14 protein-coding genes and 2 pseudogenes are annotated in these 22,104 nt (G+C 52.3%); 12 read left to right on the top strand and 4 right to left on the bottom strand.

The features are described 5' to 3' along the window. The first annotated feature begins 26 nt into the window (after positions 1-26). The 11 genes from OSC10802_RS0113845 (at position 27) to OSC10802_RS0113790 (ending at position 14,235) form a co-directional block, all read left to right on the top strand. Positions 27-293: a hypothetical protein gene (locus OSC10802_RS0113845; protein ID WP_017717363.1), complete on the top strand. Its 267-nt coding sequence runs from the start codon at positions 27-29 to the stop codon at positions 291-293. Positions 294-355: 62 nt separating this feature from the next. Then, positions 356-832, top strand: coding sequence for a chemotaxis protein CheW (locus tag OSC10802_RS0113840; protein WP_017717362.1), 477 nt, complete (start codon positions 356-358; stop codon positions 830-832). Next, positions 813-1,049 carry a hypothetical protein gene (locus OSC10802_RS0113835; protein ID WP_017717361.1) on the top strand — a complete coding sequence of 79 codons (237 nt, stop codon included), beginning with the start codon at positions 813-815 and terminating at the stop codon, positions 1,047-1,049. The genes OSC10802_RS0113840 and OSC10802_RS0113835 overlap by 20 nt, the downstream gene beginning before the upstream one ends. Before the next feature lie 93 nt (positions 1,050-1,142). Beyond that, positions 1,143-2,999, top strand: coding sequence for a HAMP domain-containing methyl-accepting chemotaxis protein (locus tag OSC10802_RS0113830; protein ID WP_017717360.1), 1,857 nt, complete (start codon positions 1,143-1,145; stop codon positions 2,997-2,999). A 224-nt stretch (positions 3,000-3,223) separates the two neighbouring features. Beyond that, positions 3,224-3,946 carry a chemotaxis protein CheW gene (locus tag OSC10802_RS0113825; protein WP_198525116.1) on the top strand — a complete coding sequence of 241 codons (723 nt, stop codon included), beginning with the start codon at positions 3,224-3,226 and terminating at the stop codon, positions 3,944-3,946. Positions 3,947-3,963: 17 nt separating this feature from the next. Further along, positions 3,964-7,020 carry a hybrid sensor histidine kinase/response regulator gene (locus OSC10802_RS0113820; RefSeq protein WP_017717358.1) on the top strand — a complete coding sequence of 1,019 codons (3,057 nt, stop codon included), beginning with the start codon at positions 3,964-3,966 and terminating at the stop codon, positions 7,018-7,020. Between the two features lie 2 nt (positions 7,021-7,022). Further along, positions 7,023-8,051 (top strand): chemotaxis response regulator protein-glutamate methylesterase, encoded by a 1,029-nt coding sequence (locus OSC10802_RS0113815; RefSeq protein ID WP_026098458.1) that lies wholly within the window; start codon positions 7,023-7,025, stop codon positions 8,049-8,051. Between the two features lie 235 nt (positions 8,052-8,286). Then, positions 8,287-9,798 carry a response regulator gene (locus OSC10802_RS0113810; RefSeq protein ID WP_017717356.1) on the top strand — a complete coding sequence of 504 codons (1,512 nt, stop codon included), beginning with the start codon at positions 8,287-8,289 and terminating at the stop codon, positions 9,796-9,798. A 777-nt stretch (positions 9,799-10,575) separates the two neighbouring features. Further along, the gene (locus OSC10802_RS0113800) at positions 10,576-13,236 is read left to right on the top strand and encodes an NHLP bacteriocin export ABC transporter permease/ATPase subunit (protein WP_026098457.1); all 2,661 of its coding nucleotides are present in this window, start codon (positions 10,576-10,578) and stop codon (positions 13,234-13,236) included. A gap of 296 nt (positions 13,237-13,532) precedes the next feature. Then, complete coding sequence (locus OSC10802_RS0113795; RefSeq protein ID WP_017717353.1) at positions 13,533-13,811, top strand: type II toxin-antitoxin system Phd/YefM family antitoxin; 279 nt, start codon at positions 13,533-13,535, stop codon at positions 13,809-13,811. A gap of 4 nt (positions 13,812-13,815) precedes the next feature. Beyond that, a complete protein-coding gene (locus OSC10802_RS0113790) occupies positions 13,816-14,235 on the top strand; it encodes a type II toxin-antitoxin system VapC family toxin (RefSeq protein WP_017717352.1) in 420 nt (139 codons plus the stop codon). Between the two features lie 398 nt (positions 14,236-14,633). Here the strand turns inward: OSC10802_RS0113790 and OSC10802_RS47615 are convergent, their stop codons facing one another. The 4 genes and pseudogenes from OSC10802_RS47615 to OSC10802_RS49770 form a co-directional block, all read right to left on the bottom strand. Continuing rightward, entirely contained in the window at positions 14,634-14,756 is a 123-nt protein-coding gene (locus OSC10802_RS47615; RefSeq protein ID WP_017717351.1) for a bacteriocin, read from the bottom strand. 312 nt (positions 14,757-15,068) lie between these two features. Beyond that, positions 15,069-17,312, bottom strand: a pseudogene (locus tag OSC10802_RS56465) (NHLP family bacteriocin export ABC transporter peptidase/permease/ATPase subunit). Positions 17,313-17,458: 146 nt separating this feature from the next. Further along, positions 17,459-19,096 carry an NHLP bacteriocin system secretion protein gene (locus OSC10802_RS0113770; RefSeq protein ID WP_017717347.1) on the bottom strand — a complete coding sequence of 546 codons (1,638 nt, stop codon included), beginning with the start codon at positions 19,094-19,096 and terminating at the stop codon, positions 17,459-17,461. A gap of 205 nt (positions 19,097-19,301) precedes the next feature. After that, positions 19,302-20,105 (bottom strand): annotated as a pseudogene (locus tag OSC10802_RS49770) (Rpn family recombination-promoting nuclease/putative transposase). 532 nt (positions 20,106-20,637) lie between these two features. Between OSC10802_RS49770 and OSC10802_RS0113760 the strand changes: the two are divergent. Further along, complete coding sequence (locus OSC10802_RS0113760; RefSeq protein ID WP_017717344.1) at positions 20,638-21,933, top strand: RuBisCO small subunit-like domain-containing protein; 1,296 nt, start codon at positions 20,638-20,640, stop codon at positions 21,931-21,933. Positions 21,934-22,104 lie beyond the last annotated feature (171 nt).

Here is a 22,104-nt window from a genome sequence, read left to right as displayed (position 1 = left end):
CTGTTTTCAAGGGAGCCGGCGCTTGTTTGGTTAAGATTGATGGAAGACCGGGCTGTAGCATCGCCCAAATCTGCGCCAGAACCCAGAAAATAGGCGATTCCAGAAACTCGCACAGGAGAGCTATTTATCAATCGGCACTTTATGAGTGCAGCAAACAGCTGTCACTGATCGCTCGCATCCTGGCGGAGGTGTTTAAGTGTTTGAATGAGGGAACGGTGCCAGAAATTGAAGCTGCGACGCCGGCGGATGAAGGGACGCCGGTGGGAGTGTTAATCGAGGGTTTCGATTTGTAGCGGTTGGTCAGTAAAATTCGGGCGTCACTCCCCTAGAGAAATTAAAGGTCACAGCTGTGTTAATGTTGCTTTTCCACGTTGGCAGTGATTTGTACGCCATTGAGAGTTCCAGCGTTGTTGAGGTAATTCCGCGCGTTCCGCTGAGGAAAATTTATCACGTATCGGAGTATGTAGCGGGTTTATTTAATTATCGGGGCGAGATCGTGCCGGTCATCGATCTGTGCCATTTGATTCGGGGGACCCCCAGCCGGTTCTGCCTGAGTACGCGGATTATTATGGTGAGATGCCCTCTCAAGAATAACACGCTGCAATACTTGGGTTTAATCGCCGAAAGGATCACAGAAACCTTTAACGCGCCAAAAAAGGACTTTGTAGACTCCGGCATTCGAGTCACAGAAGCCCCTTACTTAGGTGCAATGAAGATGGATGAGAAAGGGATAATTCAGCGCATTCAGCTAGAGGAGCTATTTTCTGACGCAAAACATACCTACCTGCTGGCGGCGGGAGACAACTGTGCGAGTGAGTCTGGCGCGCATTGAACCCATTGAGAGCCGGTTGCGCCAAAAAACAGGCATCGATGCTAAGATTGAGGGGCTTGGCAAAATGGCTAGGGCAGTGGAAAATCGTTGTTCTCTCTGTGGGAGTTCCGAGCTAGATGCTTTTCTCAAAGTTTTTGACCGGCAACCCTTTGAGCGCCAGACCTCAAACTGGGGAGCAGAACGCTTTGGGCAACTTGAAAAAGGCGAGCGCAACTAAGCCGAGTTCCGAAATCAGGGAGATGAGACTGCGAAGCCTGAATATCGAAACTTTTCTTAAGAGAGGAATCGGGAGCAGTGTATGCTAAAGAACATGAGTTTACAGACGCGGCTGACCGGCGCGTTTATGTTCATTGGTTTAATTGTGTTAGTTGTGGCTTTGGTGGGTTGGAGTGTGAATGCCAGCCTGAGCCAAGCCCTAAACACGATCAGCACAAATAGCCTGCCCAGTGTAATAAGTTTGTGGAAAATTAATGAAGGGCAAACCCAAATAGAATCCTCAGAACGAGCTTTACTGGACGTTGAGCTAACCCAAGCTGAAAGAAATGCGGAAATCGACCGAATTAAAAGCGCTTGGCAGCAGATTGATAGCGGATTTAACCAGTATGAAAAAACAGAAAAAACTGAGGAAGAAAAGAGAATATACGAACAGCTAAAGACGGCCTGGAATCAGTGGAAACAAAATCATGAAAGATTCATGCTAGCGAATCAACAGTTCGAGAGCTTGGGGATTCTCAACCCAGTGGCAAAAGAACTTGAACTGATCCGGCAAGGCAGAGACAGCTCTCCTGAAATGGCAGCCGTCAAAAGAGCCCGTGCTGTTTTGGATCAGCTCCACCAGCAAGCCCAAAATAATCGTCCCTCCTTTGAGGCGGCAACAAAATACCTGCTCGAAGATATAAAGCGCAACGAAGATTTTGGTCTGGACACAGCTGGGAGTGCTAAAAAAAAGGCGGCTGGCGGCACATTCTGGCTGATTGTCGCTTTGCTGATTGGCCCTCTGACTGCGGTAATTTTTGGATATTACTTCAGCAAATCAATAACCGCCAAGGTGGCGGATTTGGTGAAACTTTCTTGCCAAATATCCAGCAGCAAAAATGTGACGGGGAGGAGCGTGCTGTCCTCGGAAGAGCAGCAAGACGAAATCGGCCAATTGCAAACCGCATTTTACAACCTAGCCGGCCAGATCAGTGAGGTGGTAGAGGTGGCCCAAAAAATCTCCAGTGGGGATTTGACTGCGCAGATTCAGGCGTCCAACCGCTCCGACGAAATCGGCAAATTGCAAACAGCCTTTGCGACGATGAACAAGAACTTGAATTCCTTGATTCGGCGCATTCAGAAGTCTGGCGTGCAAATTACCACCTCTTCCACTCAAATTGCTGCCTCGGGCAAAGAACTGGAAGCCACAGCGACAGAACAGCTCGCTTCCACCAATGAAGTCACAGCAACCGCTCAGGAAATTGCCCGCACCTCCCAAAAGTTAGTGAAAATGATGGAGCAAGTCGCCACCATGACTCAGAACACGGCTGCGGGAGCGAGCGACAGCCGAGACGAACTTGAGGAAATGGAAAACACGATGCGGCAGCTCACAGAAGCGACCAACTCGATCACGTCCAAACTGGGAGTGATGAATAAAAAAGCCGCCAACATTAACAATGTGGTGGTGACGATTACCAAAGTGGCCGATCAAACCAGTATCCTGTCGCTGAATGCGGCGATTGAAGCGGAAAAGGCTGGAGAGTACGGTGCCGGCTTTGCGGTGGTGGCGCGAGAGATCCGCCGGCTGGCTAACCAGACTGCCGTGGCGACGCTGGAAATTGAGCAAATTGTCAAAGACATGCAATCGGCGGTGTCGGTGGGGGTGATGGAAATGGATAAATTCAACAAATCGGTGACGGATAGTGTGGAGCGGGTGAGCAAGATCAGCCACCAAATTGGTAAAGTGATCAGTCAAGTGCAAAGTTTGCCCCCTCAGTTTGAGCAGGTGGGCCACAGTATGGAGGATCAAGCTCAGGCGGCGCAGCAAATCAGCGAAGCAATGGAGCAATTAACTGAGGCTTCCCAGCAAACCGTGGATGCCTTGCGGGAAACCAACAGCGCCTTGGAGCAGTTGGACGATGCCGCCCGATCGTTGCGGGAAGAAATTTCTAAATTTAAGGTGCAAAATTAGGTTTAAAACGAGGCAGAGCCTCTGGTAGGGCGTTCCCAGGCGGGAGCCTGGAAGGGTATTGGGCTAAAGCCCAACTACAAACCTTTTGGGCTAAAGCCCAACTACAAACTTTTGGGCTAAAGCCCAACTACAAACTTTTGGGCTAAAGCCCAACTACAAACTTTTGGGCTAAAGCCCAACTACAAACCTTTTCAAGTCAGAGCTTCAGGCGGAACCAAATGCTTATGAATGAAGAAAACCTTGGCAGCGATGGCCCCATTTTTAATGATTGCTGGAATCAGATAGGCGTGATGGGGGATCGCTCCTGCAGTCAGTTACCAACCGTAATCCACTGCCATGAATGTCCAGTTTATGCTGCAGTGGGCGACAGTTTGCTGGAACGGGAACCAGCGCAGGATTATCTGGAAGAGTGGCTAGGGATTCTGGCAGAAACGCCTGCCGGTCAGGACATCGCTGAAGCGAATGAAGCCATCATCCGCACACCAGATGCGATTTCCATCATTATCTTTCGGCTGGGGAATGAGAGATTGGCGCTGCCGGTGCGGATGCTGCAAGAAGTTACCCATCCTTCCGTCATTCAACCCCTGCCTCACCGGAGCAACAAGTTATTTTTGGGGCTGGTAAATATTCGCGGGGAAACCTTACTCTGCGCCTCTCTCAGTCATCTGTTGAATATTCAGTCAACTGAGGGGACTCCCCCCACACTCAACCGGCTCGATCTCAAACGAATGATCGTGGCGGGACAGGGCGAGGACAAGTGGGTTTTTCCCGTTGATGAGGTGCACGGGATTTTCCGGTTTCACCTCAAGGAGCTGCAGCCGGCACCCGTGGTCATTACCAAAGCCGACGAAGGGTACACCCAAGGGATTGTTTACTGGGAGGGCAAGAAAGTCAATTATCTCGACAGCGAATTGCTGTTCTACACCCTCAGTGATAAAATATTGTAGCACAGCGGAAAGCCGATATGAGCGATTACACGATTCTGGAACTGTTTCGCCAGGAAGTTGAAACTCAGGTTGCCACCATCAAGGAATGTCTGCCGGCGCTCAGAACGCAGCCAGTCTCTGCGACTGAACTCGACCGAGCCGCACAAGCAGTCCATTCGCTCTGGGGAAGCAGCCAACTTGTAGAAATTGATCCGGCGTCCACCTTGGCGCAGCTAATGAAGGAGTGTTTTATTGCGGCTCTGAACGGGACTATTATACTGGGCGAAGAGCAGATTGAACTGTTGCGCCACGCCAGCGATTTGCTGTTGGGTATGAGCGCTGCGGCTCTTGGCGAATTTGAGCGCTGGATGGCGGACCATAGCTGGGAGCTGACGATCGCGCAGAGAGCGATTTCCGTCATCCTGAGTGCTGGGAGAGCGGCTTCGGCGGCAACGCCTATTCAGGCTGTCGGAGAGAGTGCGGTAACGCTTTCAATGCCTCAATTGCCGGCTGTTTCCCAACCGGCACCGCCCGCAACTATATCAGCTCCTGCCGTCGAGGCGATTAGCGAGTTTGTGCCGGCTTTACAGCCACCGGCACTCAGTCCAGAAATCACTTCTTTTCCAGAGGCAAGTGCGCTCACCGGCTCTCGTGAAGAAAGCGCCTCAATTGCAGCCCCTCCCTCAACTCCAGCTCCTATTTTGAGTGAGGAGGACAGTTCCATGATGGATTTGTTCCGCCTGGAAGTGGAGGCGCAAGTTGCTATCCTCAATAACGGACTGCTGGCTGCGGAGATCCAGCCCCAATCGGGACAGGAATTGGAAGCCTTGATGCGCGCGGCTCACTCCATAAAAGGAGCCGCCCGGATTGTGGCGCTAGATGTGGCAGTCAACCTGGCTCACGTTATGGAAGACTGTTTTGCCGCCGCGCAAAATAAAACCATCACCCTGAATCCCGATGATGTGGATGTGCTGCTTCAGGGCGTGGATTTGTTCGCCAATATCAGTCAGGTCAGCGACACTGAAATGGCCGGCTGGCTGGCGGAACATCAAGCAGATTTTGAGGGGACGCAAGCGGAGATTGCTGCAATTTTTAACCCCGAAGCCAAACCCCAAAGCGTCAGGGAGAAGGCCAAACCGGCAGAGGTTATTCGGGAAACTCCCGCATCTTCCGCGTCTTTGGTTCCGGCTGTTTCCGCAACCCCTGTAGTGGCAATTCCCAGCAAAGTCAGCCCCCAGCCAATTCCTGAGATAGCAGCCGCCAGCAGCTCGTCTCCCCCGCGGGCACTCCCGCCAGACAGGAAGCGTCCGGAGCGAGGCAAAAAATCCAGTTCCGCCTCAGAAAAAAGCGCAGCTCAGGATCGAGTGGTGCGAGTCAGTGCGGATAACTTGAACCGCATCATGGGGCTAGCCGGAGAGTCATTAATTGAAGCCAACTGGCTGCAACCGTTTGCCGATTCTATGATGTCCTTGAAATCCCGGCTGCGCGAACTTTCCAGAAACCTAGAACAGTTGCAGGATGCCTTCGACCGCAATTTGGAGCGCCAAGAGGGAAAGGAATACCTAGAACAAGCGCGGATCTGCGAACAGGAGTGCGTTCAGCTGCTGGGCGCTCGCATTGATGAGCTAGAGTTATATGCGCGCCGGACTGCGAATTTGTCCGACCGGCTCTACCGGGAGGTGATTAGCTCCCACATGCGCCCCTTTGCCGACGGCATACAGGGTTTTCCCCGAATGGTTCGCGATTTGGCGCGCAAGCAGGACAAGCAAGTCAAGTTAGATATTGCTGGCATGTCAACGCCGGTCGATCGCGACATTCTCAAGAAGTTGGAAGCCCCTCTGACCCACATTCTCCGCAATGCGGTTGACCACGGACTTGAAGTTCCCGAAGAGCGAATTGCAGCCGGAAAACCTCCTGAAGGCACGATTCGTCTGGAAGCTTTTCACCGGGGCGGAATGCTGGCGATTTCCGTGACCGACGACGGGCGAGGGATCGATCGCGAGCGCTTGCGCCAGAAGATCGTCAGCAAAAACTTAGTAACTGCTGAAATGGCGGCTCAGCTCACCGATGCGGAGTTGATGGAGTTTATATTTTTACCCGGATTTTCCACCGCCAAACAGGTGACGGAAATCTCTGGGCGGGGAGTGGGACTCGATATCGCGCAAAGTATGGCCCATGAGGTGGGAGGGACGGTCAGGGCGATGTCCCCGCCAGGAAAAGGGATGAGTTTTCACTTTCAACTGCCGCTAACTCTGTCGGTTGTTCGCACGCTACTGGTTGAAATTTCTGGGAAACCTTACGCTATCCCACTGGCTCGAATTGACCAGATTGTTACTTTGGTTCGCGAGGATATTTTCGATGTGGAAAATCGCCAATATTTTACAAGAAATGAGCAGAATATTGGGCTGATTGCCGCCCATCAGGTTTTAGAACTGCCGGAACCGCCTCCCAAGCCAGGCTCAGTTGCTGTCGTGGTGATTAGCGAGCGAGACAGCACCTATGGCTTGAGCGTGGAAAAGTTTCTCGGCGAGCGCGATTTAGTGGTGAGACCTCTCGATCCGCGCTTGGGGAAAGTTCCCGATATCAGCGCAACGGCTTTACTGGGAGATGGAACGCCGGTTCTGATTCTGGATGTGTCGGACATGGTGCGATCGATGGATGCTATACTGAAAGGGGGCCGGCTGGCCAAGGTGAGTGTTCAAAGCGAGCGCGAAATCGCAGACAAGCGCAAGAGGATTCTGGTTGTTGATGACTCGATCACGGTGCGGGAAATGGAGCGCAAGTTGTTGGAAAATCGGGGGTACTATGTGGATATTGCGATTAACGGTGTGGAGGGATGGAATGCGGTCCGCACCAAGGACTACGACTTGGTGATTACTGACGTTGACATGCCGCGCATGAATGGAATTGAACTGATCCGGCAAATGAAGAGCCATCCGCGCTTGCATTATGTGCCGGTGATTGTCGTCTCCTACCGCGACCGAGAAGAGGACCGCATTCAGGGGCTGGAGGCTGGCGCTGATTACTATTTGACGAAGAGCAGTTTTCAGGACGAAACGATGATTAATGCGGTCGCTGATTTAATAGGTCGTTAAGTATGAAAGTTGCGATCGTTAACGACATGACGACCGCTGTAGTGGGACTGCGACGTGTCCTGGAGGCTGTGCCCGACTGTCAGGTGGTTTGGACGGCTCGCGATGGCGCGGAAGCAGTTGCGAAGTGCCATAGAGATCCTCCGGATTTAATCCTCATGGATTTGCTGATGCCGGTGATGGATGGTGCCGAGGCAACTCAGCTCATTATGAAATGCTATCCCTGCGCGATTCTGATCGTGACCGCTTGCACTGAGACAAATATGTCGAAAGTCTATGAAGCGATGGGATACGGAGCGCTGGATGCGGTTGACACGCCGGTTTTGGGTGCTGACGGCAGTGGTGAAATGGCTAGCAAGCTACTGGCAAAAATTGCTAGAATTCGCAAATTGCTGAAACCGGCACCGGCAGGCAGCAAAGGGAAGTTTGCCTCTCGCTACGCTAATTTAGAGCGCCGGCAGGAATCGTCGCCTGCAGTGCCATTAGTGGCGATTGGGTCGTCTGCGGGGGGACCGAAAGCGCTGGCGGCGATCCTGTCCCAGATCCCTGCGGGTTTTGGCGCTGCGCTGGTCATTGTCCAGCACGTTGACGGTCAATTTGCTAGTGGGTTTATTGAGTGGCTGGCGCTGCAAACCGCACTGCCGGTGCGGCTGGCTGCTGCCAGCGACCGCCCGCGCAAAGGCACGGTTTTGGTGGCGGGGACGAACGATCACCTCTACTTAAAACCCGATTTAACGTTTGGTTACACCAAAAATCCTGCCAGCTACCCCTACCGTCCGTCTGTTGACGTGTTTTTCAAGAGTCTCGCCGAAAACTGGAAAGGCAAGGGGACTGCTATTCTGCTCACCGGCATGGGTCGGGATGGCGCTCTTGGATTGAGGGCTTTGCGATTGCAAGGCTGGCATACGATCGCTCAGAATAAAGAGAGTTGCAGTGTCTACGGGATGCCCAAGGCTGCGGTGGAGTTGGATGCCGCTGTGGAGGTGCTATCTCTGGAAGCCATTGCCACAACCCTGCTTGAGAAGTTAACCTGAGTTGCTAGCATGCAGCATGTTTAATAATGAACCGCCAAGGAGGTTTGTAGTTGGGCTTTAGCCCCACCTGCGAGCCTCATTAGGTCGGTTCTGACTTAAAAAGGTTTGTAGTTGGGCTTTAGCCCCACCCGCGAGCCTAATTAGGTCGGTCCTGACTTAAAAAGGTTTGTAGTTGGGCTTTAGCCCCACCGACGGACATGTTTCTGTTCTTCCTGCCCCACCTATTATAACTGTTATGGACGAGCAAATAACCGTTTTACTGATTGACGACCAATCGATTATTGGTGAAGCGATTGGCCGGATGCTAAAACCGGAAGCGGATATCGTCTTTCATTACTGTAATGACCCCACCAAAGCGCTCAAGGCAGCCAAAGAATGCAAGCCCACCGTTATCCTGCAAGACCTGGTAATGCCGCAAATGGAAGGGTTGCTGCTGGTGAAGTACCTGCGAGCCAAAGACGTGCCTACCTCTAATATACCGCTGATTGTGATCTCCAGCAAGGAAGAGCCGGTTATCAAAGCAAAAGCGTTTGCCCTGGGGGCAAATGACTATTTGGTAAAACTGCCTGACCGTGTGGAGCTGGTCGCCCGCATCCGCTATCACTCCAAAGCTTATATAAACTTTCTTAAACGACAGGAAGCTGAAGCTCTCTTCAAGGCGGAAATTCTGCGTCAAGCCGCCTACATCGAGCAAGTAGGTAAGGTGACGACGGCTGCAGCAGAGGTGGAGCGAGATGCGTTTCAACCCGATCTTCTGGCGGAAGTCGCTAAACGCAGCGACGAACTGGGACAGCTGGCAAGGGTGTTCACCCAGATGGTTCAAACCGTTAAAGCGCGGGAGAAAGAGCTAAGAAATGCGAACCTCCAGCAAGAATCTCTGCTGAAAGCTTACGGGCGGTTTGTGCCTCACGAATACCTGGGCTTTCTCCGCAAGGAAAGCATTACGGATGTTAAGCTCGGCGATCACGTCAGCAAGATCATGGCGGTGATGTTCAGCGATATTCGTTCCTTCACTACCCTGGCTGAAGGGATGACTCCCAAGGAAAACTTCGATTTTGTCAACGCCTACCTCAAACGTGTCGGTCCGGAGATTCGCAATAATTATGGGATTATCGTCAAATTTCTGGGGGATGGGATTATGGCGGTTTTTCCTGAGGGTGCGGATGATGCGGTTGCTGCCGGTGTTGCCCAACAGCGGCGAGTTCACGAGTATAATATAGCGCGGGAAAAGAAAGGCTACTTGCCCCTGAAAGTCGGGATGGGCATCCATGTCGGGCACATGATGTTGGGGATGGTGGGAGAGGAAAACCGCATGGAGGGAGACGCTTTATCCGATAATGTCAATCTCACCGCTCGCTTGGAAGGGCTGACCAAGTTTTATGGCGTGTCTCTGCTGATTTCCGAGCAGGCGCTGCGGAATCTCAGCAACGCTGAACAGTATCAAATCCGGTTTCTGGATCGAGTGGTTGTTAAGGGGAGAAATGAACCCCTCTCGGTTTATGAAGTCCTGGATGCTGAACTTGAGGGAGTTAGACAGTTAAAACTGCAAACTCAGCCGGCTCTGGAGCGGGGGATAGACTTATATCGCCAAGGGGCATTTGAGAAGGCAAAATTTTATTTTGAACAGGTTTTGGCGGTGAATGATGCTGATAAAACAGCCGAGCTTTATCTGAGTCGGGCGAATTACCTGTTAGAGCGAGGTGCGCCTGAAAATTGGGATGGGGTTTGGCGGTTTACGGAAAAGTAACCCCCCTGTGCGAGAGGGGCGAAGGTGCGCAGGCGAGACGCCGGTGCTCGGGAGCATCCCACTTTTGTATTCCCGCTTTCCGTCCGACATAAGAAAGTTTACCCGCCTCTTTCTTTAGCCCGCGTAGGCGGGCTTTGTCTGTATAGCCGCGATTTCTAAGATAGTGTTGGCGAATTGATAGGGGGTTTTACCCCACCCCCAACCCCTCCCCGTTAACGGGCTACGGCTTATACACAAATCCCTCTGAGCCCAATTTTCCATGAAGTTGGAACAACCTCTTTCTCCCCCCTCTCCCCCTTGTGGGAGAGGGGGGTTGGGGGGGGTGAGGGGCTTTTCTGCCGTCACATAGCCAAGATGTGTATAAACGGCAGCCGTTAACGGGGAGGGGAGCTTTCTGCGAACCATTGTCTTCTCCTTTCCTCGAAAAAAACCGCGCAGATTGTGAGAGTCTCGCTCTACTCTTAGCCCGCGAAGGCGGGCTTTGTCTGTATAGCCGCGATTTCCAATCGCCAGGAACCTGGCCAACTAGCCAGAGGTCTAACCCCCCGTTAATTCGCCAACAGTCTCTTTCTAATCGCCTGGGCCCACTTGCCAATGCAAAAACGGGATGCTCCCCCGGTGTTCCGCCTTCTCGACGCCTGCGCCTTCCAGACGTAGGACAGGTCCCGCCTGTCCATTTCCGCGCTAAATGACCTCTTAGTGATTGAATTTGTGGTAATATGCAGACTAGCAAAAAAAGCTAACACCTCAAGAGATGGGAACCGAGTCAGTAGCGGAATGATAGCATTAATTAATTGCACCGGCAACACCCCTTTCCCCCTCGACGCACCCGATACGGTGTGGGTCGTGAAATCAGGAACAATGGCGGTGTTTGCCATCCCCACTATCAGCGGCGCACCCCAAGGAGCTAGGCGCTATCTGTTCGATGGCAGTCCGGGGAACGTGCTTTTCGGAATAGCGCCGGTTTGGGAGGGTCAGTCCCACAAACTGATTGCGGTTGCTTACGAAGAAACGCAGTTAGTGCCGGTGGCGCTGTCAGATTGGATAGAGCAGGCGCTGGACCTGCAGCCTTTGCGCGAGTGGAGCGAGCGCCTCGCCGGTGCTGTGCGGGAGGCTGGTATTACTATTAATAATATCGAGGCTGGACAGCTACAGGCGCGGGAGTCTCTCAGCGAGCGTTTGGAACAATTCCACTCCGACTTTTTACTCGGTTTGCACCAACTCGACAGACAGGAAGAACTGTTGCAAGCCGAACAGTTGCGCTCCCGCCAGCAGCTCAACGAAGCCGCCAGCGAAAGGGCGCTCTCCCACCTCACCGCTGTTTTTCGCCGCAAACAAGAGAATTTTTCCCAAGAAGGAACGGCGCTATTGGTGGCGGCGGGAGCGGTGGGGCGGGCGATGGGTATCGAGATTCACCCGCCGGCAAAATCGGAAGACCTCCAGCGGTTGAAAGATCCGCTTTCCGCAATCGCCCGCGCCTCCAAAATTCGCACCCGCCGGATAATTTTGCGGGGGAGCTGGTGGCAGTTCGATTGCGGCCCAATTTTGGCTTATACTTTAGAAGGTGAAGCTCCTGTTGCTATTCTACCACGAGGCAGAAACCGCTATGAAATTTTTGACCCAGAAACTCAGCGCCGCATCCCGCTGACTGCGGACACCGCTCAACTCATTTCTCCCCTCGCCTTTGTTTTCTATCGCCCGTTCCCAGACCGGGTGCTGAAAGCCCTGGATATCCTCAAGTTTGCCACTCGGTGGACGCTGCGGGACGGAGTAATAATTTTGGGGCTGGGGGCGTTTGTATCGGTGTTGGGAATGCTGACTCCCCAGGCGACCGGCATTTTAATCGACCAGGCCATTCCCAGCGCAGATCGCGGACTTATTTTTCAACTCGCTTTGGGGTTGCTGGCGGTCAGTTTTGGCAGCACGCTGCTAGATTTAGTGCAAAATGTCGCCACGATTCGCTTGCAAACTATCGCAGAAATTCAGACTCAGGCGGCAACTTGGGACCGGCTCCTGAAGTTGCGGGCCAATTTCTTTCACAAGTTTATCCTCGGCGACTTGCAAATGCGGGTTTCTGGAATCGCGCAGCTCAACCAAATCCTCAGCAACACCGTGATGGCAACTGTATTAAACAGTTTGTTTGCCCTGTTGAATTTGGGTTTGCTGTTTTTCTACAGTTTCCAACTGGCGCTCGTGGCGCTATCGATCGCGGCGGTTAATCTGGCAATAACACTGTTTTCTTTCTTTATCTCCCGCAAAAAGATGATTCCCATGCAAGAAATGAGCGGTGAAATATTCGGGCTGACGGTGCAGTTGATTGCCGGCGTGTCGAAGCTGCGAGTGGCGGATGCGGAGGAACGGGCGTTCTCTCACTGGGCGAAAAAATTCGGATCTCAGCTGGAATTGATGCTCAGTACGGAAGCGATAGAAGATGCCGTGACGCTATTTAATATTTTTTTGCCCACGGTTAGTTCGATTTTACTTTACGGGCTGGGTGTGACGCTTATTGCTCAAGCGCAAGCCCAAGGACAGACGGGTTTTTCTACCGGCACTTTTTTGGCCTGCAATGCAGCTTTCGGCACTTTTGTGGGCGGGGTTACTGGTTTGAGCGGCGCGTTTGTGAGTGTGATGCAAGTTGCGATTATCTGGGAGCGAGTCAAGCCGATTCTGGAGGAAAAACCGGAGGTTGACGACAGAAAAACCGATCCCGGCAGGCTGGCGGGTGCGGTTAAGCTAGAGCGCGTCAGTTTCCGCTATCTGAAAGATGCGCCCTTAACGCTCAATAAGGTGACAGTCGAGGCTAAGCCGGGAGAATTTATCGCCTTGGTGGGACCTTCTGGCAGTGGCAAATCAACACTTGTGAGATTGCTGTTGGGGTTCGAGCAGCCGGAGGAGGGAAAGATTTACTATGACAGTCAGGATCTTTCTGAGTTGGATATTTTGGCGGTGCGCCGGCAGTTGGGGGTGATGTTGCAGGATGGGCGGATTAATACCAGTTCCATTTTTAATAATATTTCTGGCGGCGCTTTGGTGACGTTCGACGAAGCGTGGGAAGCGGCGAAGATGGCGGGGTTTGCCGAGGATATCGAGCAGATGCCGATGGGAATGCACACGGTAATTTCGGAAGGCGGGACGAATATTTCGGGCGGGCAGCGCCAGCGGCTGTTAATCGCGCGAGCGCTAGTTCTCAAACCGAAAATTCTCATTTTTGACGAGGCGACGAGTGCTTTGGACAATCGCACGCAGGCGACTGTCAGCGAAAGTTTGGATAGTTTGCGAGTGACTCGCATTGTGGTGGCTCACCGGCTCAGTACCATTCGCCACGCCGACCGCATTTATGTTATTGTAGCAGGGGAAGTGGTACAGGTAGGCAATTTTGAGGAATTGATGGCGCAGCCGGGAATGTTTGCCGATTTGATGGCGCGACAGATAATGTAGAACCCCGGTTTCTGGAGTGTGCTTCCACCGGCGCGTCTCGCACCATGATGGGTGCCGGTGAGAAGCACCGGCTCGTCTCACTCTGGCAGGACTTACGCAAAGCCTCTATATGTAGGGTGGGGAACGCGTGCTTCGTCACCGGCACCACAATTAAGGTCGCTGCGTAAGTCCTGTCTGGGTGCCGGTCAGTAGCACACTAATCTGAGAAACGCTATAATAAAGCAAGTAAACCGCCCCTGCACCGCAGCGCGGGAGCGCGGGTGCAACTGCAACAACTTCTATGCTGGTAATAACTTATGTCCGCTCAATACTCAATCGAAGAAATTTCGGTCAACTTCAATAAAATTGTTCAGGAAGTCGAACAAGGCGATAGCATTGAAGTGACTCGGCAAGGCAAACAAATTGCTGTGATTATTTCCGCTGCCGAATATGAAAAATTGCGGCGCAGCCAGGGTTTTGGGGAATCCCTAGAACATTTTCGGCAGGAATATAACGTAGAGACAGCAGAAATCAACCCTGATGAAATTTTTGCTGGAGTGCGGGATAAATCACCATTACGGGAGGCAAGTTTTTAGATTTATGCGCTTTCTATTAGATACTAACATCCTCTCGGAACCCCTGCGCCCTCGCCCAAATCCAGCCGTTCTCAGGATGCTACAGCAAGAATCGGGCGCGATCGCCACCGCCACAGTTGTCTTCCATGAATTGTTATTTGGCTGTTATCGCCTACCAGTCGAGTCAAATAAACGCCTGATTATTGAAGCCTATTTATTGAGAGAAGTCAAACAAAAAATTCCTATCCTCCCCTATGATATGGCAGCGGCTGAGTGGTTCGCGAGCGAACGAGCCAGACTGACAGCAATCGGCAAAACTCCGGGGTACGCAGATGGACAAATCGCAGCTATCGCTCGGGTAAATAATTTGACGTTGGTAACAAACAACGTTGTCGATTATGCGGGGTTTGAAAATCTTAAAATTGAAAATTGGTTCAATCTCTGATATCAATTCCGGTGGCATCCTTATTGCAAAACTCTTGTAGAGACGCGATTTATCGCGTCTCTCAGATTAGTGTGCTAAGGAGAAACCGCTCCTAACGGAGCCGCTACGCTAACGGCAGGGGCGGGCACAGTGCCACCGGCACTACGAAATCGGGTTTATGTACCATAAGTACATCAAACTGAGAACCGCTATATCGCGTATCTCTACAATGCCGTCGCAACCGTTCATAATATGACTTATTCTACAAAGGGATGTCATTCCCGCGAATGCGGGAATCCACAAGTGGCGCATCGGGGAGTGCCCAGTATGGGAAAGGGAGGGGGGGAAATTAAAAATCACCCCCAAGTCCTTGACAAAAGCCTTGGGGATGATTTAATATTATGCTATCGTGTGGATCATCATAAGTGACCAGGGGCGGCACCGCCCGAAACTGCTGCCAACTGGTCTTCCGACAGCTCTTCTACTTGGGCTTCTTTAGCTGACAGGTTCTTTTGTTCGATTTTAGAATTGCGTGCTTTCATGTTTTGTCCTTATGTGGGATGGAATTTATTTTTGAGTTGTTCATCCAATTATGGCTGCTCCCCCCCCCCGACAACAGTAAATTCACTGAACTTTTCCCTACAGAAACTTCGCCAAACCTAAGTATTTTTATTGAGTAACCGCCGGCCCCAACCCGGCTGTTCCCTGTTCTTCCGAAGCACTTTTCATCTTCACAAAAACTTTACATAGATGAAAACCCCTCTCCTACCTGACTCTCACGAGGATTTCACGCCGGATGAGCGTTCTGGAACTTTACCGCAACTTCACACAACGCCCTCAATATCTCCATAAAATCACGAAGCCCCAATCAACCGCGCATAAGGGCCATCGCATCCCTTCATTTCCTCATGCGTTCCCCGCTGCACCACCTTCCCCCCTTCCAGCACCACAATCTCATCGCAATCCCGAATCGTGCTCAGCCGGTGGGCCACAATAATGCAAGTGCACCCGCGCCGCCGCAGATTCCTATCTATCCGCTTCTCCGTCTCCGCATCCAGCGCCGAAGTCGCCTCATCCATCACCAGAATCGCCGGATTGTTCACCAAAGCGCGAGCAATCTCCAACCGCTGCCGCTGTCCCCCACTCAAATTGGCCCCACCTTCCAGCAACTTGCCATTCAACCCCCCCGGCATCGCCATCACCACATCCAGAATCGCCGCATCCCGACACGCCCTCATTAACTGCTCATCGGGAATCGTCTCATCCCACAGCGTCAAATTCTCCCTCACCGTCCCCTCAAATAGAAAAATCTCCTGCTCCACCATCGCCAGAGAATTGGCCATCACCGGACGGGGAATCTGCTGCCGACTCACCCCATCGAACAAAATCTCGCCCTCCCAAGGTGCGTAAAGCCCAGTCACCAGTTTCGACAGCGTGGACTTGCCCGAACCGCTGCTGCCCACAAAGGCCACCCGCTGTCCCGGTTGCAGCGTGCAGCTGAAATTTTCAATCAGCGGCGCATCCACCCGACTGTAGCCAAAAGTGATATTGCTCAGTTCCACATATCCCTGCAAGCGATAGCGGTCTGCGGGCCAAGTCGGGGCGGATTGAGCGGAAATATCTGCTGTAGCGTGGATAGTTGGCGAACCCTCCCCCACATCCAGCGCCGGATCGGTGGGGTGGCGCAGCACGTCATCCAACCGTTTCATATCCCCATCCAGGTTTTGAATTGTCGTCGCCAACCCCACCAAAGTATTCACCGGCTCTTGAAACCGGCTCATCAACCCCTGAAAAGCAATTAGCATGCCAATTGTCAAATGTCCGTCAATCACCCGCAACCCCCCAACCACCAGCAGCGCCATCGAACTCAGAGACGACATCAGCGGCGGCAGCAGGGATAGCCACTGCTGATTTTGCCTCATTTCTTGCTGGGCTGTAGTTACTTTCGAGTAATATCCCGCCCAGCGAGCGAAATAATCCGACTCCAGCCCCCCCGCCTTAATCGTTTCAATACTTTGCAGCGCCGCAATTTCCACCCCCGCCAGCTTGCCGCTATCGTAAGACAGCCGCAAACTTAAATCCTTCCACTGGCGGGCCATAAGCTGAACAAAAGTTATATTAACCGCAATCGCCGCCACACCGATTAAAGTCAGCACCCAGTCATAAGCCAGCATCGCCGCCCCATAGAAAAACACCATCACAGCATCGATTGCCGTTCTCGCCAACTGCCCCGACAGCACCCGGGCAACTTTATTATTAATCCCAATCCGACTGCTAATTTATCCCGCGAAACGCTGGGCGTAGAAACTCACCGGCAAGTGCAATATATGCCAGAAAAATTGCCCCGTCATGCTGATGGACAAGCGCAAATTCAAGTATCTCAGCTTGCGCAACTGCACAAAACTCATCGCCGCTTGCACCAGTGCCAGCCCTCCCATCGCCAGCAACACAGGTTTCAGCCACTCGTAGCGCCTTTGAATCAGCACGCTATCGACAAACACCTGGCTCATAGCCGCCAGCGCCAAACTGGGAATCACCAACAGAAACCCAATTATAACACAAAACAGCAGTTCCTTCCAGGAATTCTTCAGGCGAGAATATAAAGCCCTAACAATACTGGGATTGCGCCCGCCTTTTTCAAAATCTGGCCCCGGTTCCATCACCAAGACAACGCCGGTATAGCTCTCGTCAAACTCCTCCATCGTCACACTGCGGGGACCTGTTGCCGGATCGTTGAGCCAGACGCGATTCCCGACAAACCCCTCCACCACCAGAAAGTGATTAAAATTCCAAAACACGATATAAGGCGGCTTTAACTCTTGCAGAGGTTCGATTTCCTTCTTTAAGCCCTTCGCCACCATTCCGTAGCTGCGAGCCGCCTTAATCAGGTTCAAAGCGTTAGAACCATCGCGAGAGACGCCGCAACTAATTCGCAGTTCCGGCAAAGACACAATTCGCCCGTAATAGCTGAGTACAATCCCCAAAGCCGCCGCCCCGCACTCAGTAGCTTCCATCTGCAATACAGTCGGAGTTTTAGCGCGAGTGTTGTAGTATTTTGGTTTTTTGTTTGGGTTGAATAGATTTTTTACAGATTGCATAGTTTGAGTCTTCAAATAATATTGATTTGTCTGAACTGCACGAACTGGCAAAACGCTTCTTATGGCCAATAACCTCGTTCCCAGGCTCTGCCTGGGAACGCTGCTTTGGAGGCTCTGCCTCATTCGGTGCTTTCCTTAGGTTAATATTAATTCATCCCAGCCAGTTCGCGCAAGAAAGGCAGCACGAAAGTAATCGGCGCTCGCTCTTCAACTGTCACCCGCACAGTCGCCGTCGTTCCTGACGTAATTTTCGAGTCCGGTCCCTTAGAAGAAGACCACTTGTACCCGCTAGGCGTGCGGGGGTCAGTTTCCAACTCAGCCGTAATTTCAATAGCCGTACCCGCCTCGCCGATGAGATTTTTCACCACCTGAGAATTGCCAATCGCAGCAACCGTTCCTTCTGGAGTCACGGGGAGAGGGGAAACGCCAGTCACTTTCCCGACAATCCCGCCGAATCGCTCTCGCTGTACCGTATCCGGAGTTATATGAATCGACATCTTCGGTTTAATCTGCTTGCCATCCTTAATCATAAAATAAGCCAGTGCTAGCCCCATATTCTCCTCACCTCCTACCCGCATATTGCCCAATCGACTCCCAGGCTGAACCACTTGTCCCAGAGCAGCACTGAATTCTAAAATGCAGCCCTCTTGAGCGCTTAAAATGCGGCTGTTTTCGGAGATATCCCGCTCCAGCTTACTAATGCCTCGGCTGACTTCTTGAATTTCTTTTTGCCGCTGACTTGACGTTTCCAGACTTTCTTGCTCCAGGCGTTTGGCTTTAGTCTCCAGTTCTTGCAATTGAGTTTCTATGTCCCTAATTGCGTTCAGGTTATCTAAATATTCGCGCTCACTTTTGGCCCGCTGCACTTCCAGCTCTTGCAACTGCGCCTGCATCTCGCCTATTTTATTGACGCTATCTTCGTAGGTTTGCTGAGTTTGAGCTTCAGTCAAATCCAGCTCTTTCAACTGAGTTTGCAACTCAGCTATTTTCTGCATTCCCTCTTTGTATTCTTGCTCAACCTGTAAAAGCGAGTCTGTCGATATGCCTCCTGAATTGGCCAGTTCGCGGCGTTTCTGGAGTCTTTGTTCGAGTAGGGGCACTAGAGCTTCTGCATCTTTTAAGCGTTGCTGCAGAGAGATTCGCTGTTGCGCGAGCGCTGTCAGTCCCTTCTCTTTCAGTGCGGGAGCGAAAGCTTGAGTTTCCTTTAAGCGCTGCTCCAGACTAAGGCGCTGTTTTTCAATCGCACCGGCACTTTTTTCTTTGAGAACAGGAGTCAGCGCTGTAGCGTCTTGCAAGCGTTTTTGCAAACTCGCTTGCGTCGCCGAAATCGCGCTTTTTTCCAATTCCATCCGCTGCCCAGAAACCAGTGTTGCATCCCGCTCTTGTCTTTGCAACAGCTCCAGCTTTTCTTTAGCCAGCCTTAACTGTTCGAGCAGCTCCACCGGCTCGACAGTCGCCAGCACTTCATCTTTCTTAACACACTGTCCGTTCTTAACATTTACAGATTTTAACTGTCCGCCAATAGAAGATTGCAGCTCGACAACTTGACGGGGCTGCATAAAGATACCGCGACCTTCCACAGTGATGGGAATGCGACCGACAGCGCTCCATCCCAAACCGATAATTGCCAAACCCCCAAAAACCGCGACAGCCAGCCAATCTTGAGGAGCGAGCACCTGCATCAGCTGGTCGAGACGCTCTGGCGAAGACAGGCGCTCTAGAGACGCCGGTCGGAAAATATTCCTTTTTGTGTCCTTGTTTTGGCTGTCTGGATTAAAACCCATTGTACACTTCGGAAATCATTGCGCTCTATTTTAAAAGTTGCTTGAACTCTATGATATCGCCCGATTATATCCCAAAATGCCTGCAGCCGGCAGTCCCTTAAGAAAATTTCACAACCTGTGGCGTGAGCTTCAGGTGAAGGAAAGCTGCAAGCCGGCGGGTTAGCACTCGCCGGTCGCCCCTCAACTTACCACAGCCCACAGCCGGTTACTGTGGGGCCACTTGCCTGACTTGCTCCACCTCCAACCCCAATATCTGGGCTACTTCCCCCACGCTAAAGCCGCGCTCTAGCAGCCGGGGCACAGCTTCTAACTTGGCCTGTAGGCGGCCTTCTTGCTTGCCCTCTTCCAAGGCTTCCTGCCTGATTCCTTGATACAGCCTTGACTGTTTAAACTCCTCTAATCCCAACATCTGTTGTACCTCCTGGGGACTTAATTTTGAAAATTTATACAGCAGGACAGTCTGTATCAATTCTACAATTTCTCGCTGGCTGGCGTCACTCTCCAGTTCCTGCTGGACTTGGGAGACTAGCCGGCGAGCCCGGTCAACAGCGGTGGCTTCCGCCTCTACAATTAATTGCACAATTCCCAGTCCCACCGACCGGTCCGCTGCGCCTCCTAACTAATCCAGGTACAAGCGCTGCACGAGCCGGCTCCCCAGCAACTCCTCATAGGGGCCGGTGTCGCTTGACTCCACACTCCTTTTGGGATACAGTACAGCAGCACGCCAGCGGTCTGCAACTCTGTTTTGGCGCAGGTAAAGGAAGATTTCCGAAAAAAAGCGCCGGTAGAAGTCACTGTCGAGTTGAAACTGCACTTCCACGAAGTAAACCGGCAAGCCTTCAGTGCCGGCCACCGGCACAAACACGCCATCAATCCGGAAAGCCGTTTGCTTGATTTCAACAGAGGCGAAATCATAGGCAGCCGCCTCGGCAGCCGGCTGGCCAATCAGTTCAAAGAAGCTGCCCGGTAAAGTCTGGAACAGCCGATAAAAAATTGAGTCAGTTCTCACACTACACCCCTGAACTATATCCGCTCACTTTACTATCGTTTTAAGGTCTGACGCCCTCTATTTCTATTGATTATTTTACCAAGTGCGAACCGCAAAAAACAACGAATATATGTAAATTTATACTGCCGGCAGCCTATTAACAAAAGTTGACAACCTCTGGGCGACCGGCTGGCACTCGCAGTAGCTTGCGGGCTGACCCTAACAACATCATCCTGAACTACTCTCGACTTCGCGGCCCGTCACGACCGGCATCTCTGTGCGCCAACAAATTCCATGATTTCGGCTTAGTCTTTGCCTCGTTCCCAGCCTGATGCTGGGAACGCCTGAAAGCAGGCTCCGCCCCCTTCTCTCCAACCAATTAAGCGATATCCCACGGGCGCGGGGGTACAATCACTCATTAATTCGCCAACAGTCTCTTTCTAATCCCCAGGATATATGTGCGAAAATGGGAGACTCCCTCCCAGCCGTGCCGGTTATGTCATAAAATCATAACAAGAAGGGTATTTCCAGCGCTCACTAACAGCAGATCGCAATGACCTATTACATCTCGCCCCGCTTTCTTGACAAAATAGCAGTTCACATCACCAAAAACTTCCTGGACCTTCCCGGATTGCGCGTTCCCCTGATCCTCGGCATTCACGGGCGCAAAGGAGAGGGCAAATCTTTTCAGTGCGAGCTCATCTTCCAGAAAATGGGCGTCGAGGTGGTTCACATGTCCGCCGGCGAACTGGAAAGTCCAGATGCCGGCGATCCCGCACGCCTGATCCGCCTGCGCTACCGGGAAGCTGCCGAACTGATTAAAGTGCGCGGTAAAATGTCCGTGCTGATGATTAACGACTTGGATGCCGGTGCGGGGCGGTTCGACGCCACCACGCAATACACCGTCAACACCCAGCTTGTCAATGGCACGCTGATGAATATTGCCGACAACCCCACCAACGTGCAACTCCCCGGCAGTTATGACGCAACCCCCATCCACCGCGTCCCCATTCTCGTCACCGGCAATGACTTTTCCACCCTCTACGAACCCCTGATTCGCGACGGGCGGATGGAAAAATTCTACTGGGAGCCCGACCGCGAAGATAAAATAGGCATTGTCGCCGGCATTTTTGCCCCAGACGGACTCTCTGCCAGCGAAATTGAACAACTTGTGGATACTTTCCCCAATCAGGCGATTGACTTTTTCGGCGCACTGCGATCTCGCATTTACGACGAACAAATCCGCCAGTTTATCTACCAAGTAGGGCTTGACAAAGTATCATTTCGTGTGGTAAAGAGTGCCGACGGCCCGCCAACATTTCCCAAGCCGAATTTCAGTTTGTCTCGCTTAGTCGAATTTGGCAATTTGATGGTTCGGGAACAGGATCGCGTGCGGGAAATGGGGCTAGCCCGACAGTACAATCAAGTGCTGCGAGCCGGTGCACAGAGCGCTCAGCAAGGCAGTGCGCCCAGCACTCAAATAGCGCCGCAGTCAGGCGCGGGTAATGGTTCTGCCGGCCCGCTCACCCCCCACCCGGCACCGGCAAACGGACAGCCGAGTAATGGACACGCACAGAGTTCGCGACTGAGCGCAGAGGTGCAGCAGCAGGTGCAGCAGCTTGTGACCGGCGGTTACCGGATTGGCGTCGAGTATGTGGATGAGCGCCGGTTCCGGACGAATTCTTGGAACAGTTGCGCGACGATAGCTGCCGGTCAGGAGTCGGAAGCGATCGCCGCTCTGGAACAGTGCCTCAGCGAGCACAGCGGGGAGTATGTGCGCTTAATTGGCATCGAACCCAAAGCCAAGCGGCGGGTTGTGGAGACAATTGTCCAAAGACCGAATGGCTAATAGCACTAGCCAAATTGTTTATAGCCGTTTTCATCCTTTTTGAGGTACTGAGAAACCCGGTTTCTTAAAGAAACCGGGTTTCTGGCATGTACTTTAGACATTCTGCGAACATACCCCGCAGGACAGGCGTTTCGCCTGTCCCAAAGCCAAAACGCGGATATTTCACCTTGT

The organism is Kamptonema formosum PCC 10802, from assembly GCF_000332335.1.
Lineage (GTDB): Bacteria > Cyanobacteriota > Cyanobacteriia > Cyanobacteriales > Oscillatoriaceae > Oscillatoria.
This window is presented reverse-complemented; position numbering and strand designations above follow the sequence as displayed.